The sequence below is a fragment of the Paraburkholderia sp. BGA-UO-ETr-F21 genome (assembly GCF_059567925.1).
Genome location: NZ_JCAQOY010000005.1, coordinates 593,920 through 610,085, shown reverse-complemented (window position 1 = coordinate 610,085; position 16,166 = coordinate 593,920). Strand labels below are relative to the sequence as shown.

The following is a 16,166-nucleotide window of genomic DNA, read 5'->3' as shown; positions in this document are numbered from 1 at the left end:
AACCATGGCGTTACAAACCGCACGAGTCAATCCCGTACGGGAAAACGGCCCCCGCGTTGCGAGAGCCGTGCACGGCAGGGTGGAGGGCGGAGGATCAGCCGGCGACGAACGAGCGGCGGTTCTTCGAGACCATCGAATGCCACGACCAGGCGCGCAGGCCGCAGACACCGGCGATCAAGCCGGCGAAGGCGGCACCGTGGACGTCGCCGGCCGCGAGCATCAGCAGCGCGGTCATCACCTGCAACAGCCCGAACACCTCGGCGGTGCTCACCGTGGTCGGTGGTGCGGAGGTGGACAGGAACGCCGGCACACGCCAGGCGGTCCATGACCAGGAGGCGAACGACAGAGCACCGATCGCCAGTGCGATGGAACCGTAGACCACAGCGCTTTCGAGACGGAGCAACGAGGCGAGCAGCAACCACCACATCCACGGCGCACCGTCGGTCATCAGAGGGGCGCGGAAAACGGGAACACGGATCGAACGCATGACGGTGCTCCCGAAGATCAGTGGAACATGCCCATCAGGCGGGCCCCGAGACCGGCGGGCTCTACCTTCCGAGCAGCGGGCTTGACGGCGCGCGGAGCGTGCTTCGCGTTGGCTTGCGCGATGCGGTCCTTGCGGGACCAGACATCGACCTGGCCGTACCCGCCTTCGTCGTCGTAGACGTAGGCGTATTGCACGTCGTCGAGTTCACGGGCCTTCATCACCGCACGGTAGAGTTCGGCGCCGACGGCCGCTTGGGCGTCTTTCACCTTGAGCACGCCTGCAACCACCTGCGCGAGAAGCTTGGCGGGCAACCCGAGGCGTTCCGCCGTCAGCACGATCAGGTCGGCGCGGGGCTTCGTGTGCTCGGGCTTTTCCGACAGGATGAGGTCCGCGACCGCGATGCGCTCACCCGTCGCAGGAACTCCAATGATCCGGCGGTCCGTGACAAGCGACTGGTAAGCGTCGAGCGCAAGGTCCATGGCGAGCCAGTGCAGCGGGGTCTTCAGAACGTCACGACCCAGCCCACGAAGGGCGCGTCGCACCGTAAGGACCTGCTCGGGAGTCTTCCGAGCGTCGAGCGTGGGGTATTTGGCAGTATCGGAAAAGCGAAGGGTGGTGGTCATGATCCGTGGTCTCCTGATGAGATCGGTCGTTCGCCGATCTTCTACAGCCAGGGTAGCTCAAGCCCAGCGCAATGCAATAGCACCGAGCGAAATACTTGAACTTTAGTTTGAGGTGCAAGAGCACCCGAAAAGGCTCAGCGTCGCCAGCGTGCCCGCGCAGGACGTGGGCACGATTTTGCGGCGCGCAGCATCGCAGCGAAGGCAGCGCCGCCCCCCGCAAGTACGGCAAATCCCTCGTGGTCGAACGCGTAGCAACCGATCGACGTTGCGAGGAGCAACGCGGTGGCAGGGCTCCAGACGAACAGGTCACGCACCCACCCTGCGGGCTCGCGCAGCACGGCCACGACGGCACGAAGCGCCGCCGGTTTTCCCGCCCACCGATCGACGCTCGGAGCGGGGGCATTGCTTTTGTTCGCACGACCACCGGCCCGTTGGTTTCCGCGGTCGTGGTGGCTGGGCAGCGCGGGCACCGCTTCCCCGAGCAGCGCGCGTTTGACGCGATCGCGGTCCGAACGGGTCCCGCACAGGGCGACGAGCGCATCGGTGTGCGCCAGGACCGCTGCGTTGCGCCACGGACGCGCGGCGCTGTTGGGGTAGTTCAAACGGAACCCGGCATAGTCCAGCAGGACGTTGAGCGAATCACGGGACGGCTTGTCCGACGCAGCGGTGGCGGCGACGAAAGCGTCCCATTCGCGGTTGCCGTCCCCCCATTGCTTGATGTCCCAGTAGAGCAGCGCGATCCAACCGCCTGCGGCCGGCACCTCGGCTTGTGCCTCGAGGTAGAACCCCCGTGCTTTCCGGCGCAGGTCGGACCGGGCGTTCGGGCTCTTGCCCTTGTCCCGGCTCATCTCGTGCGCGGCACGACCGGCGTAGTACGAGCCCCACACGGACCCCATCGACGACGCTTGGCCCAGCAGTTCGAGGGCGCGGGGCAGGTCCTTGATTTCCCCGTCGATCCCAAAGAGCATCGCGACGCCTTGCTTCTTCAACTGCTCCACGGCGCTGCGGTCGTGCGATTCCAACCCAGCGAGGTGCTTGAGCACCTTGACCGCGGTGGCGACGTCGCACCGGAAGAACTCCCGGTTGTTGTTCACGCGGTATTGAGCGAGGTGCACGTGCGCGGCGCGCTCGGCGCCCCACACGTCAGCGAACGCGGCTTCGAACGCGATCTCGAACTCGGTGGAGACGCCCGTTGCGCGGGACAGTTCGTTCCGGCGATGCTCGGCCGTTCGGGTCGTCGCGCCGACCTTCACCTGGCCCGGGATGCTCGGGTTGGTGAGCACGTAGACCATCCCGCGCTCGGGGGCACGACCGGTGTCGGTGGTGGACGTGAGAACGCGGGGGCCGGGCGTCGGGGCATCCTGGAAACGGACGGGGGCGGGGGCGTAGGGCATGGGGGTCTCCTCGTAGGATGAACGTTGCTATGAACCTAGCAAACGCACACCGCCGGTCAACCGAGCGCGTGCGAGGATCGGAGACCCTGCGGGCAACATCCCGCCGGAGGCGGAGGGCACGCACCCGCAGAGCACCTGCGGTGCGCAGGGCGGGCGAGGTGGCGAAGCACCCGACCACCGAACGCAGGCAGTGGTGGCGGGGCGATCACCGCAGGAGGCGGCGCGAAGCGGGGTGCCCGGAGCCGCCAGGCTCCCAGGAGTTTGCATGCGTCCGGCACCACAAGGGTCCCGCAGGGTCCGGGGGGCACAGGTGGGATAAGATCCCTGATACACAGTGTTCGACCTCATCGACAACGACAAACAAAATGAGCAAATACACAGCCCTCGGGGATTACCTTCGCCAGGCGACCGGCAGCGAACTGACGCTGAGCTTCGACCAGATCGAGGCGATCATCCGCGACGACCTGCCACCGTCCGCCCTGAATCACGACGAGTGGTGGCAAAACTCAACGCCCGGCGTCGATTCGCACGTGCAGGCGCTCGCCTGGATGACGAACGGGTGGCGCAAGTCGCGTGTCGATCGGACCGCGCGCTACGTGACCTTCAGCCGCGTGGGGACCAACCCGGACGTCGAGGCGTTGGAAAACCTGGCGCCGCGGCGAAAAGAGGTCATCTACGACATCCTGGTGCGCGCGAACATTTCGGTGGACGCTTGGCACCGGCGCAAGGACGGCAGCGAGGTCGAGGACTACCGGTCCAATCCCCAGTTTTGCTACAACTGGTCCTTCGGCTCCCCTGCGGATGGCTACGTGCTGTGCCTGTGGCACGGCACGCTGCAGGCGGAAGACGGGATCCCATTCTTCGCGGAGTCGGTGCTGGACACGGCGAACGAGTTGAAACGCATCGCCGACGATGCGACGCAATCGGCGTCCGCCAGGTCGAGGGCGATCGACCAGTCGGTTCGAGCGTTGAACCTCGACGCCGCGATCCGCGAGTCCTACGAACGACGAACGGCCGTGCACGTGATCGTGTGCGACGGCGACCGCCGGTCCCGCGACGAACTCGCCGAGAAGGCGTCGGCGGTGAGCCGGCGCATGTTGGACAGCGAACCTTGGTACGTCCACCGGCACAACCCTGTGACCGGCGAGTGCAAGATCGTGCGCGGCGTGAAGCCGGACCTCGACATCGGCCCGGATACCACGCAGTCCGACGATGAGGAAACCGACGACGAGGTGATCCAGCAGCGGGCCATCAAGACCCGGCGTGGCCAAGGTCCCTTTCGCGATGGCCTGCTCTCGGCTTACCGCCGCAGGTGCGCGGTGACCGGATCGATGATCGATGCGGTCCTCGAAGCGGCCCACATCACACCCCACGCCCAGAAGACGGACTACTCGACGCGCAACGGCATCCTGCTGCGGGCCGACATCCACACGTTGTTCGACGAGCACCTGCTCACCATCGACACGCGTTACCGGGTGAAGCTCTCGAAACTGCTCCGCCATTCCGAATACAAGGATTACGACGGCAAGCCGTTGAAAGTCCTGCCGGAGCGGTCCGAGGACCAGCCGTCCGTCGCGGCGCTGGAGCAACGCGTGTTGGCGTTCGACGCCAAAGAGGAGAAGCGCTGAGGCGACAACGCTCACAGCCGTCGGCGCTCGACCCCGATCACATCCCCGACTTCCCCATCCGCCACGGCGCGCAGGGATCGCCGTTCCTCCTCGGCCGCCGCCTCACGCACGACCTTCACGGCGTCGGTCGTCGCCCCCTTCGGGAAATCCGGGTGCATCACCACCCGCACCGCGCTCGCGCCGCGCTCGAGCAGAAGCCGCACGCACGCGACCTGATCGCACAGCGCTGCGTTCAGCAGAGGCCCACGACCGTCCAGATCGGCGGCGTTGACGTCCGCCCCCGCGTCGATCAGCAGACGCACCAGGTCGGTGGGATCCGCAGCGTTCGACGTCGCCTCGTGCAACGCTGTTTCGCCATGGTCGTCCGTTGCGTTGACATCCACCCCCGCGTTGAGCAACACGCGAACGGTGTCGATCGGCACGTCGTCGTAGCACGCCCGGAAGAGCGGCGTTCGTCCCTCACCGTTCCTGACGTTCACCCGGGCGCCGGTGGCGATGAACGCTTCGACCGTGTCGACGACCATCGCGTCGATCAGGAAAAGCGGCAGGATGCCGTTCACGTCCGGCGCGTTGGGGTCCAGACCGGCCGCGAGCAAGGCCACGATCGCATCGGCGCCGGCATTGGCCAGCGCGATGTCCAGCAGGGATTGCACCTCGACGCCATCCCCCTCGTGGTCATACGCGATCCGGTTCAGGTCCACCCCAGCGGCTTTCACCGCGGCGATGGCGGGGACGATCGCCCCCAACCCGTGGAGCGCGAGGAACAGAGGATCCGTGTCGTGCACATAAAACCAGCCCTCGCGCGTCGTCATGGTCGTCTCCCGGGATGTGGGTCAGGCCGCGGCGACCTGGTCGTCGTACTCGTCGAGCGCAGCGTCAGCGACCGCGGAGACATACCCGTGCAGGTCCTGCAGCACGGTCCGGCAGAACGACAGGTCGTAATCGCCCCCGGCACGACCGAGCGCGTCGAGCACGGCGGCGACCATGCGGTAATAACCGGAGGCGGCGAACTGCGCAGGCTCGTCGCTCGCCCACGTTCCGCGTTTGCGACCGTTGACCTCGCGATGGAACGTGACGACGTGGTCCTTCCCGTTGATGGGAACGATCACGTCGATCGAGACGGCGGACCCGCGGCCGGGACGTACCTCCCCGAGGCGCATGACGGGCAAAACGAGTTCGACGGCTGCGCGCATGGGGGTCCTCCGGACGTTGGTGCGATGCTTTGGCTCCCTCCAGGGAACCAGACGGGCGGGAAAAAGCAAGAGAGGCGGGGCGTACAGCAACGAAAAAGCCCGGCACGCGGCCGGGCTTTGCATGAAGGTTGGACGATCAGAACGCCCACTTCGCCTGCACGCCACCGGCAACACCGGTGTAACGGCTCCCTGCCTGAACGTTCACCTGGGCGTTGAGCGAGAGGCCCTTGGCGCGGTAGAGCGTGGCGCCCACGGACACGTCGGCGATGTTGCGCACCGGGCTCGCGCTCACGGTCGTGAACGTGGTCTCGCCCGTGGCGTCACCGTTGAACGTCGAGGTGGTGTTCGGCACGTTGCCCGACCACTCGTGCACGTAGCCCATCCGGACATACGGCACCACCGTCCCAGCCTTCGTTTCGAAAGCCTTGGACACCTTCACGCCCAGCGTCGAACGCACCGACGTGTAGCTCGCCCCGTTCACAGCGAGGCCAAGGCCGGAACCACCGTCGGTCTCGGTGTAGCCGCCGAGGTTGACGTGCTGCACGGTCAATCCGAACAGCGGGGTCACTTCGATGCCGTTCTTCCAGAGCAGCGGGAGACCGGTTTCCAGGCGAGCACCGTAGGACTGGCCCGAGAAGTGACCGCTGGCACCGCCGGCGCTCACGCCCGCCAGGTTGATCGAACGACTTTCGTCGAACTGGTGGATGCTGACGTTTTCCGCGAGGTCAACGTAGAAGCGACCCGGAGCGTAGCTCTGGGAGAGCGTGAACCCGAACGCGTTCACGTTCAGATCCTGACCGCTCGCATCGCCCGTGGCATTGCTCTGACCGTGGGCGTACGTGAACGCACCGCCCACACGCCAGTCACCGTTGCCGACCGCCTTGTCCACACCGACCGCCAGACCACCGTAGGTCAGGTGCGAACCGCTCACCTCGCCGAACGTCCCGCCGTCGGTCGATCCGCGTTGCTCCGAACCGCCGAACGCTTGACCCCAGGTCTGCACGCCGTTGCCCATCGCGGCACCTGCTTGCTTCGCAGCGCGCTGACCTTCCGCACGATCAGCAACCACGCCCAAGGCGCCGTCCGTGATCGCGAGCGCCGCGTTGCCGGCTTGCGCGTGCGGGATCGCGGCCAGTTGCGTGCCGGCTTGCGTCACCTGGCGCGCGGTCCCGTTCTGCTCGATGGCGAGCACGACGTTTTCAGCGTTCATCAGCCCGGCGCTGTTCCACCCGGTGTACCGCACGATCCCGTTGGACGCGGCGACCGAGGTCTGCGTGAGACCTGCGACGCTGTGCACCACCGGTGCAGCGGGCGACGTCGGGCCCGTAGGGCTCGTCGGCGAGGTGGGGGTGGTCGGATCGGTGGGCGACGTCGGGGACGTGGTGGTCGTGTCACCACCCGTGTCCGTCCCGCCGCCGGTCCCCGTGCCGGTTCCGGTGCCAGTACCCGTACCCGTGCCGGAACCGGTGCCCGTACCCGTTCCGGTCCCAGTGCCAGTGCCAGTGCCGGTTCCGGTGCCCGTCGAGGTTGAACCCAGCACCGCGTAGAGGTTGTTCCCAACCTGCTCAGCGGTCACCGTGCCGGAGTAGCCCAGTGCGCTGGCCGCGATCCCCGGCAGGTTGTAGCTCGCCGTGCCGGCGGTGCTCACCATCAGATACCGCTGTCCGTCCGCGAACCCGAAGGTCGTGTAGGGGGCAAGCGTCACCGTGGTAGAGCCGGCGAACGTCGAGTTGCCGGTGACGTTCCATTGACCGTAACCGGCGTCCAGACCGTTCACGACTTGCGACACCAGCCCCGCGCCGTCAGCAACGTTGAAGTTACCGTTGATCGCTACCGGCGCATGGGAGACCAGCGTGGCACCGGTGGACACGTTCACGTTGGGGGCGGTCACCGAATCGTTCAACACGGTGTACCCGGACGCGAACGTCACGTCGCCGGTGCTCTCGATGACGGACTGACCGAGTACGCCGGCGCCCGTGAGCAGGCCCAGTTCGCCGTTGACGCTGCTACCGTCGGTGTACGTGTCCGCACCGTCGATCACCAGCGGGTTCGACGACAGGTTCTTGATCGCACCTTCGATGACCCCTTGGACCTTGAAGGAGGTCACGGAGCCGGTGCTCTCGATCTGAACAGCGGTCCCGTTGCCCGTGTTCGCCACCAGCGCATCGAGGTCGAGCGCAGCGGTGCCCGCGATGTCGATCGTCGGCGCGGTGCCGTCGCCGGACGAGATGTCCGGACCAGCACCGGCGGCGCTGTACCCGGTTGCGGTGAGCGTCAGGTTGCCGCCTTGAGCGACCGTGATGGCGGACCCATTGCCGAGATTCGAAACCTGGGCGTTGCGGCCGACGAGCGTCAGGTTGAGGTTGCCGGCGGTGTTCACCGCGGAGCCAGCGCCAAACGCTTCGACGTTGGCGTTGTCGTTGACCGTCACGTCGGCCGTCGCGCCGGACGCAACGTTCACCCCGTTGCCCGAACCGTACGCTGCGATCGAGCCGAAACCTTGTGCGGTCACGGTCGCGTTCGCACCCGCGCCCACGTCGAGACCGTCGGCGGTCGCCCCCGAACCGTCGAGGACACCGCTCACGCTGACCGTGGTGGAACCGGCGTTGAGCGCAACCCCAGCCACCACCGTACCCATGACGTTGCTGCCTGCCCCAACGTTCAGGGTCGGCAGGTCACCGTTGTTCACGATGCCGGTCGTGCCCGAAATCGTGCCGCCGGTGCCGGTGGTGATGCCGTTCGTGACCGTGCCATCGTTCTCGATACCGACACCCGACGAGGCGGCAACGTCGCCGTTCACCTGGATGGACGACATGGTCGCGTTGGTGCCGTTCTTGATCACCGCGTTGAAGTCGTCCGTTGCGAGCGTCTGCGCGACTGCACCGGTCGTGACGCTCAGGTCGCCCATGACGCCTTCGTTGTCGATGACCGACGCTTCGGACGACGAGACCCAGCCTCCGATCGTCGCGTTTTGCATGGTGCCTTTGTTCCAGACGACAGCACCCTCAGCGCCGGACGACCCCAGGTCCGTGAAGTTACCCGCGGTCGCGCCTGCTTCGTTGTCGAACGCCGCGGTCCCGACGCCCGAGCCGTTCAGCGTACCGCTGGTTTCGACGGTCACATCGCCCAGTTGCGCGTAGTTGTGAATACCGTCGCCGGTTTGATTGCCGCCCTGCCCGTTCAGTTGGCCGCTCACATCGATGCTGGCGATCGATGCGGTGGTGTTCGTCGGCGAACCATTGACCACCCCGTCACCGCCCGCGCTCAGCATACCTGCGATGTTCACGTTCGTCGTGGTCCCTTCGTTCACGTAGCCCGGCGTGGTCCCACTGAGCGTTACCCGGCCCGTCGCGCCGATCGTGGCGTCCTGGACGGAACCCGTGGCGCCGTTGACGAAGAAGCCGGTCATCCCCGACATGACGCCGCTGAGCGTGCCATCTTCCTCGAACGAGCCGATCGCGCCGCCGTTCAGCACGTACGTTTCCCCGTTCATCAGGCCGATCTTTAAGCCACCGCTCTCGTCGATGATCGTATCGATGCTCGCACCCTCATCGTTCTCGATCGCGTACTGCGCGGCCATACCGCTACCGATGACGCCGCCGCTCTTGTTGTCGATCGCGCCGATGTGGCCCGAGCCGGTGTTCAGAATGCCGGCGTTGCCGGACATACCGTTCGGACCGATCGTCCCATTGTTTGTGATCGTGCCGATGTTCTGCGTGTTCGAGATCCCGTTCGTCTGGCCGGTCGTGGACGACCCGCTGCTGGTCGTGATGCTGGTGATCGAAGCGGCGTTGTCCACGCCGTTCGCACCGCTCGAAGCGTCCGTGCCCGAGTTCGTCACGCTGTCGATGACGGTGCTCCCGTCCGGTCCGAACTGCGCACCGGTGGCGCCGGTGATGTCCACGGACGGCGTCGACGAGGTGACGACCACCGATTGGGCCTGCGCGCCTTGGGCGGCGAGGGCGAGTGCTGCGAGAGTCGCGATGCTGACCGCGGAGCGGCGCAGGTTGTACGACGTGGGATTGAACGGCTTGCTCATGGGGGGGCTCCTCCAGAAGGTTGATAAAACGATGACAGGTGCAAGAGCACCTGACGTTTGCGAGGCTGCCCCTCGTTCTGCGCGGGGGGTCTCAACCCAAAGTAACCGACTGAAAGAGCTTGGCAAGCGCGTACGGGCGTGTACGGCAAAAAAAGGTCGCAGGGTGTGGCGCGGACCGCGACAAGACGTTCGGTGCCGGCAAAGGTGAGGCTTTGCGGGATGCTCGCAAGCGACGGGTGAGCCTTTACGGGGAGGGCTGCACGGCGACGAAAACCACTGGGGAGAGCAGGGACGTGGGAAGGGTTGAGCGGATCGGCGGGGCACCAAAACCTGGGCCGCATTCGCGTCCGGGCGACCCGCTCACGCGCCGTCCCCTGGCGTGGAAGCAGAGCGTCGTGTCCGAGGGAGCCCGGCGTCATCACCGGAGGTGCACCCGGGTGAGGGACCCGCGGCGTTAGCCGCTCCGTCTCGAGGAGTGCGCGAGGGTGCGCGGGGCAAAAAAATAGCCCGGCTCTCGCCGGGCAACTGTCGGTTGGATGTGACCGACAGAGGAGGAACCTTCGTACTATCACGCGGCCTGGTCGTACGCAATCCCCAAGCGATCGAGTTCATCGAACACCGTGACGACACCAGGCTGGAGCGACGCGAGGTCGCGGATCTGCTGGTTGGTCAGAACGCCGATGGACGCCATCACGTCCTCGCGCACAGCGCCACCACCACGCTTGAAACTCGCCACACACACGAAGTTGCCTTTGAGCAGCCCGTACCGGCGACTGTTGAAGAACGGCTCGATCGAGTTGTCGCCCGATACTTCGTCCTTCTCATGCGCGGAGAACGGGATCGGCGTGACGACTTTCTCGTCCTCGGTCTTCGTTTTGGCACCGCTCTTGCGCAGCACAGCGTGGTATTGACGCTTCACCCACGCTTGCAGCAGCACCAGGTCCGCTTTCATCGCACCAATGGCTTCCGGCACTGCTTTCAGAACCAGGTCCAACGTAAACATCCGTGCGAGGTGGGCGCGCATGTGCAGCCCCGTATGGCTCTTGTGCCCGTCATCGTCGAGTTCCTTCTTGTCGTCGTCCGTGAGCACGACGTCGGTCGGGTAGGTCAAGGCAAACGCGTTTTCGGCGTGGAGGCGCTGCATAGCGTCTTGATCATCCACGGTCGTCTGCGGCATCAACTTGTCGTGCGCAACGTCTCCCGCGTTCAGCCCTTTGAACTCGAAGAGGCGGTGCGTGCCGATGCGGTCACGCACCCATTCCTTGGTGCTGAGTTCGGCTTCGAAGGTGATGAACGAATTGAAGTTGCCCGCGAAGGCTTTGGCACCCGCCTCACCAAGACGGTTGGCGTACTCAGCGTACGATTGCGTGAGGTAGAACGCCACGCAACCCTTCGAGCGTGCCATTTGCAAAATCGCTTCTTCGGGGCTTCCCCCATCGCGGGAGATGAAACTTTGCGCTTCGTCCACTTCGAGCAGTACCGGGCGCTGGGCCGGATCCTTCGCCCAATCCGACGGACGCGACAGCATGGCGTTGAAGAACCGGCGCTTGGCGAGGTTCAGGAAGAACTGACCGGCCTTCTTGTGCTCCGTGACCGAGAGCGACAAAGCCACCATCCCACCGCGCATGCAGGCGGTCACGTCAGCCCCAGTCTCGAGTTGCAGCCAGTCGATCAGCGCTTCGCAGGTGCTGGCCGTGTCCAGCCACGAACCGACGGTCGCAAGAATGTTCTTGCGCGTTTCCAACTCCATATCGGGCAAAAACCGCGTCGCGTACTTGATGGCGGTGTCCAGCATAACGCCCTTCGCATCACCGGCTTTGTAGTAGTCCAGTTCCTTCAGTTGGGCGACGAGACCGCCCGCAGGCATCTTGGGCGCATGGCTCACGAAGCTCGTGATCTCCTTCCCGTTGCTGTCCAGCGGCAGTTTTCCTTCGAGGAACACCCGGTCCAGGATGAAGTCCTTGCACATGTCTTCGAAGTGCGGCCAGATCCAGATGAAATCGCGCTTAAAGGTGTCCCGAACCCACTGCGGCAGCGGCTTGCCGGCTTTCTTGTACGTGTCGAGGACGTGCTTGTAGCTCGTGTACCCCAGCACCTCACCCGTGATCGGGTGCTTCAGGTTCTGAGCGATCGCGTCCAGACGAACGGTCTGCACGTCGATGGCTGCTTCCAGCAGCGTGCCTGCGACCTGGATCCACTTGTAAGTGCTGGCCGTGAAGAACGGATTTCCGCCTTTCTCTTGACCTGCGATGTCGGCGAGGGCTTGCGCGAGGTCCACCGGCTTCTGCCCTTCGAGAATCGCCATCGGCACGCAACCGTCGCCGGTACCGATCTCGATCAACTCGATCCCGAGCTTTTCCATCGACATCTTGCGGGCGTCGCGAATCAGGTCACGGCCCAGTTCCGCCTTACCGTCCATGATGAACATCCCGCCGGAGTTGCGCCAAACGATTTGCTTCACCCCGTTGGCGATGATCGTCCTCTTCGTACCGAGAGCCATCCATTGCTGCGCGAACGGACGAGCGGTACCGTAGGTCTTACCGACACCGGTGCTACCGAAAACCGCCAAGTGCTTGCCAAAATCGCTCACCGACGCGCCCATCGGAGCCCCCTTATCCGGGGCGAACGGGTGGCCTTCTTCGCGGAAGCGGCCGGTGGCATACCCGAGCGTGATGAAAGGACCGTTCTTTTCGAGGCTTTTAGCCCCTTCGATTTGCTCGGCACGACGTTTCTTCTCGTCGCGCAAGTCGGGCGGGAAGTAACCCTGCACCGGCAGAGGACGGCGACCCAGCCCACGGGTCACATGGCGACCTTCAAGGAACGGACGGGCCAACATCGCAATGTTACCGACGATCAGCAGCGGGGCGACCCAAGACGGGGGCAACACCATGGCGAGCAGCACTTGCACCATCCCGATCGACACGGTGGTATTCACCGTTGGGCGCATGTTGTAGCGCCAGTTGCGCCCGAAAAGAGGGATGGTGAAATGCGCGTAGGCGGCTTGCGCCCCCAGGAAGAACGCAAGTCCGAGCAGCGGAGAACCGCCGAACAGGAACGCGACGATCAGCATCGACGCGAGCGTGAAGAACGGGTGCGAATAGAAAATCAGGCTCTCGACCAGGGACGAGCCACCGTGGGCGATCTCGTCCTCGTCGCCTTTGCCGTTTTTAACGACCGACGAGATGGGCGCGAGGTTCGACGTGACTTGGCTCCCCGATTGCGTGTCGCGCAGGTCGTGCGGAACGTCGCGGGGGTCGTCCTCGCGCACGCCAAGGTGGTACGTGAAGTATTCGACGTGCTTGGCATGCTGATCATCGCGGATGGCTTCCAGGTCCTTCGCGTAAGCGCGACCGAGAACACCGGTTTCGATGGGTTGGCGGCTCGTGGGATTCTTGCTCATGGTCTCCTCCTGAATTTTTAGAAACGTTGCAACGACGCGCCGATAAGGCTGGCGGCCGATCCCGAAAACAGATGGATCGGGGTCATGTGCTGCACAAAACGCGGCGCGATGAGTGCACCGAGCAGCACCACCACGACCCCGTACTTCGCGGCTTTCTTGCTCAGCAGTTCGCGTACACGCACCCGAGTCTGGTTGTCGTGCACGTTCTTCGCAGCGATGTCCCGGAAGACTCCGACCTTGTGGCGGCGGTCGCCCGGGACCATGAAGAAATCCAAATGGCACTCCATGTCCTCGGGGGCGAAGAACACTAGGCGACCGATGCGATCGAACAGACGGGAGCGCTGCGAAAGCTCCTCGCGGAACAGGACCTCCTTGCGGGGGTCGTTGTTTTTGTATCTGCGAAACGTCGGGTAGGGCGTCCCGTTTTCCATCAGGATTTCCTTCCCACGGTTGAACGCCCACCACAGCGCCAGGCATTCCTTGGCCACCGAGAACATCGAACGGGGTTTGGCTTGGTTTTCCATGTCTTCTCCTGATTTATTGGCCATGCCGTTGCACGAGCGACATAACGTTGAAGCCGACCCGCATCAGCGTGTAGGCACGCACCCGGACGAACGCCGCAGCGTCTTCGTCACGGCCCGGGTACATCGAACGGCACGTGTCCAGGTAAGCGTTGACGCGCCGGGTTTCCGCCCCGTTCGGGTTTGCGAAGACGGGCAACGCGGACGCTTGAACAAGGTGATTGACCAGAGCGGCGTGGTTCGTGAACATCGTCCCCATCGCTGCAACCGGTCGTCCCGGAACAAGCGTGGTCAAGGTGAACGCCATCGAACGCAGTTCGTCGTTCGACAGCCCGTCGAGGTCAGCGGCCGACGGGTGCGACAGCATCGTCAGCACGGCCGGCGCGTTCAGATTCAGGTTCATGCACGCCTGACGGCTCACCAGCGCAGGGTTCGCCTTGATCGACGCTTGCACGTCCTCCTCCGGCGTCAGCACATGCACGGCGGGGGCAGAGGGCGCCGATCCCACGAACGGCACGTTCGGCAGGCTCACGTCCCCGTGACCGAGGCGAAGCCCCACATAGCCGACCACGGCCAGCCCGGCGACGAGCGCCCCGAGCTTGATCAGCAGGCCCTTGGGGGAGACGGGCGTCGCGCCCTCGTTGTCGAAATGGCTCATCGCTGACCTCCGGTGAACACGTTGATCCCTTCGCTCGCGGCGTCCTCAGCGCTGTGCGCGACACCGGTCGCGTTCGCGTTGACCTTGGAGCCGAGGTTGAAGCACAGGTTGGAGTCCGGCGATGCGCGTCCCAGACGGGGATGCACGACCGGCGTGGCGTCGGAGCAGTCGTAACCGCCCGCGACCTGCCATGCGGCTGCGTTGAACACCACCAGCCACGCGAGCGCCACGACGAGCGGCAACGTCAAAAGCGTCAGCGACGTGTGAATGAAGCCCGGCGCCGAGACGGTCGAACCGTCGTCTTTCGACGACGTTGCGAACCGCACCCAACGCAGCACGAAAATTAGCAGCGGCAGCGCAAAAACGATCAGCGACGGCACGCCGATCATCAGCATCAGTGAGGGGTCGTAAATCGGCAGGTTGGGCTGCGCGGAATACTGCGCGAGCGGCACGTAAGCGGCGGCTGGGTTCATCGGTTCCTCCATCAAGTTCTGTCGTTGTCCCTCCATAAAAACAGACCTGGCGGGCGTGTCAACATCCACCAGGGTGAAAAACACCTGCACGCTGAAAAAGAAACGCCCCGCGGGAAGCAGGGCGTTCCGGAAGGCTAGGTGGGTCACTCGCCGAGCTTCTGGCGGAGTTGATCCAGCGCCTGATTCGTCTCGTGCATCGTCGTGACGTGCTCATGCTCGACGAGGTGGGACGGCTTGCGGACCGTCGGCGTCGGCGCGACAGCGGGCGTGGGCTTCACCATCGCTGGCTTCACAGGGGCAGGCGCAGGGCGCACCGCAGGAGCGGCCGACGCCGGAGCGGGCACGACCGGAGGCGCTTGCACCACCGGAGCGGGAGCAGGTGCCGCAACCGGCACAGGCAGGGGCACAGGCTCCGCCCGGTGAAGGTGACCGATGAAGAACGCTGCCCCGAGGACGAGGACGGCCGCACCGCCGGCGAGGGCGTAGAAGTGCTTGTGCAGGAACGCCATCGGGCCAAACGGGGACTGGGCGTCACGAGGTGCAAGCGGGTCGCTGGCGTGCGTGACGCGCGGCAACGGATCCTCCTGAAACAGGGCGTCCATCGGGTCCTGATCGTCCGCCTCGTCGGGGAGTGCGTCGGCAGCGTTGCTCGTGGCTTCGGCTGCTTCAGACAGTGCGAGCGACTTCGCGACAGCATCGTCGTCCGGCATGGCTTCGGCCTGCGCGAAAGCGGCTTCGGCCTCGTCCAACGTCCGAGCGGGAAGGGGCGCGTCCGTGGCCTGATCCAGCGGTCCAGCGACGGCCTTGCTGACCGGCGGGCCCATCTGCTCCAGCGGGATCGGCGCCAGGATTTCATCGTCACCGGCACGAATAGCATGGTCGGTCGTGTCGGACTCTGACGTCGCCGGAGGGACCTGCGGTTCGGTGTTTTCGACGGGCAGGGCGGACTTCGCAGACGCAGCAAGCGCCCGTTCGAGCTTCGCTTGATGGGTCCTCTGCCACGTTTCGACCGCGGACCAGTCGCCGTCCAGCGCCCGCTCGTAAGCGGCGGCGAAATCGCCCATGGACGTCAGTTCTCCGCGCAGGACCTTCATGGCTTCGTTCAACGTCGCGGCCGATTCGCGGGCCTGTTGATACTCGGTTGGGAGAGACAAGGCGGTCCTGTTGAAGCGTGCATTGCGCTCATCGAGCGCGTGCGAAACGTTTTGCCTCGCAACCAACCACGCCTGGTGCGCAGCGGCTAACGCTTCAATCTGCGCGTTCAGCGAGACAAAAGGATCGATGTTGAACGCCTCGCCCGTGCGCATCGCTTTATACAGTTCAGAAGAGGCTTCCATAATCTCGGCCCCCTTGAAACGTTCCACGGTGTATTTGGGCAGGCTGAAAACTGAGCCAAAAATCAGACGTGCACCGTCGAGCGTGCGGTTCATCCCATCGACCATCGTGAACAGGCCGGCTTCTCCTTCGACGGAACGAAGTACGGCCTCTGACGCTGCGACCAGCGCGGCACGTTTTTCGAGCGCGTCCTGAACGACAGGGCTCAAGCCCTTACGCACAGGGACCGCAATACCAGCGGTTTCGACCGATGCAACCGCTTGCTCGGGCGCCAACGGACCGCCCGGATCGCCGGCAACGTCGGCAACGTCGGCGAGCATGGCGGCGAGCGCGGGATCGTTTACGTCTTCTACGTGGGACATGGTCTTCCTCCTGTTTCGTTGTAGGAACGGGGCGGCGGACCGCCCCGTGATGC

12 protein-coding genes are annotated in these 16,166 nt (G+C 64.9%); 1 reads left to right on the top strand and 11 read right to left on the bottom strand.

Annotation, left to right across the window (positions count from 1 at the left end; genetic code table 11):
• Window positions 1-94: 94 nt before the first annotated feature.
• The 3 genes from AC57B1_RS04375 to AC57B1_RS04365 all read right to left on the bottom strand — a co-directional run bounded on the left by AC57B1_RS04375 (window position 95) and on the right by AC57B1_RS04365 (window position 2,504).
• A complete protein-coding gene (locus AC57B1_RS04375; RefSeq protein ID WP_496416737.1) occupies window positions 95-487 on the bottom strand; it encodes a hypothetical protein in 393 nt (130 codons plus the stop codon).
• 17 nt (window positions 488-504) lie between these two features.
• Window positions 505-1,110 (bottom strand): hypothetical protein, encoded by a 606-nt coding sequence (locus tag AC57B1_RS04370; RefSeq protein WP_496416736.1) that lies wholly within the window; start codon window positions 1,108-1,110, stop codon window positions 505-507.
• Between the two features lie 134 nt (window positions 1,111-1,244).
• Window positions 1,245-2,504, bottom strand: a complete 1,260-nt coding sequence (locus tag AC57B1_RS04365; RefSeq protein ID WP_496416735.1) for a GIY-YIG nuclease family protein — start codon at window positions 2,502-2,504, stop codon at window positions 1,245-1,247.
• Window positions 2,505-2,869: 365 nt separating this feature from the next.
• Between AC57B1_RS04365 and AC57B1_RS04360 the strand changes: the two genes are divergently transcribed.
• Window positions 2,870-4,132, top strand: coding sequence for an HNH endonuclease (locus AC57B1_RS04360; protein ID WP_496416734.1), 1,263 nt, complete (start codon window positions 2,870-2,872; stop codon window positions 4,130-4,132).
• 11 nt (window positions 4,133-4,143) lie between these two features.
• Here the strand turns inward: AC57B1_RS04360 and AC57B1_RS04355 are convergent, their stop codons facing one another.
• From AC57B1_RS04355 to AC57B1_RS04320, 8 genes are all read right to left on the bottom strand, one after another.
• The gene (locus tag AC57B1_RS04355) at window positions 4,144-4,944 is read right to left on the bottom strand and encodes an ankyrin repeat domain-containing protein (RefSeq protein WP_496416733.1); all 801 of its coding nucleotides are present in this window, start codon (window positions 4,942-4,944) and stop codon (window positions 4,144-4,146) included.
• A 21-nt stretch (window positions 4,945-4,965) separates the two neighbouring features.
• On the bottom strand, window positions 4,966-5,325 hold the full coding sequence (locus tag AC57B1_RS04350; protein ID WP_496416732.1) for a hypothetical protein: 360 nt from the start codon (window positions 5,323-5,325) through the stop codon (window positions 4,966-4,968).
• Window positions 5,326-5,461: 136 nt separating this feature from the next.
• Complete coding sequence (locus AC57B1_RS04345; RefSeq protein WP_496416731.1) at window positions 5,462-9,364, bottom strand: autotransporter outer membrane beta-barrel domain-containing protein; 3,903 nt, start codon at window positions 9,362-9,364, stop codon at window positions 5,462-5,464.
• 568 nt (window positions 9,365-9,932) lie between these two features.
• The gene (locus AC57B1_RS04340; RefSeq protein ID WP_496416730.1) at window positions 9,933-12,632 is read right to left on the bottom strand and encodes a TraM recognition domain-containing protein; all 2,700 of its coding nucleotides are present in this window, start codon (window positions 12,630-12,632) and stop codon (window positions 9,933-9,935) included.
• 149 nt (window positions 12,633-12,781) lie between these two features.
• Complete coding sequence (locus tag AC57B1_RS04335; RefSeq protein WP_496416729.1) at window positions 12,782-13,288, bottom strand: hypothetical protein; 507 nt, start codon at window positions 13,286-13,288, stop codon at window positions 12,782-12,784.
• Between the two features lie 13 nt (window positions 13,289-13,301).
• Complete coding sequence (locus tag AC57B1_RS04330; RefSeq protein WP_496416728.1) at window positions 13,302-13,943, bottom strand: hypothetical protein; 642 nt, start codon at window positions 13,941-13,943, stop codon at window positions 13,302-13,304.
• On the bottom strand, window positions 13,940-14,416 hold the full coding sequence (locus tag AC57B1_RS04325) for a hypothetical protein (protein WP_496416727.1): 477 nt from the start codon (window positions 14,414-14,416) through the stop codon (window positions 13,940-13,942). Before AC57B1_RS04325 ends, AC57B1_RS04330 begins: the two co-directional genes overlap by 4 nt.
• 143 nt (window positions 14,417-14,559) lie before the next feature.
• Window positions 14,560-16,113, bottom strand: coding sequence for a hypothetical protein (locus tag AC57B1_RS04320; protein WP_496416726.1), 1,554 nt, complete (start codon window positions 16,111-16,113; stop codon window positions 14,560-14,562).
• Window positions 16,114-16,166: the final 53 nt, after the last annotated feature.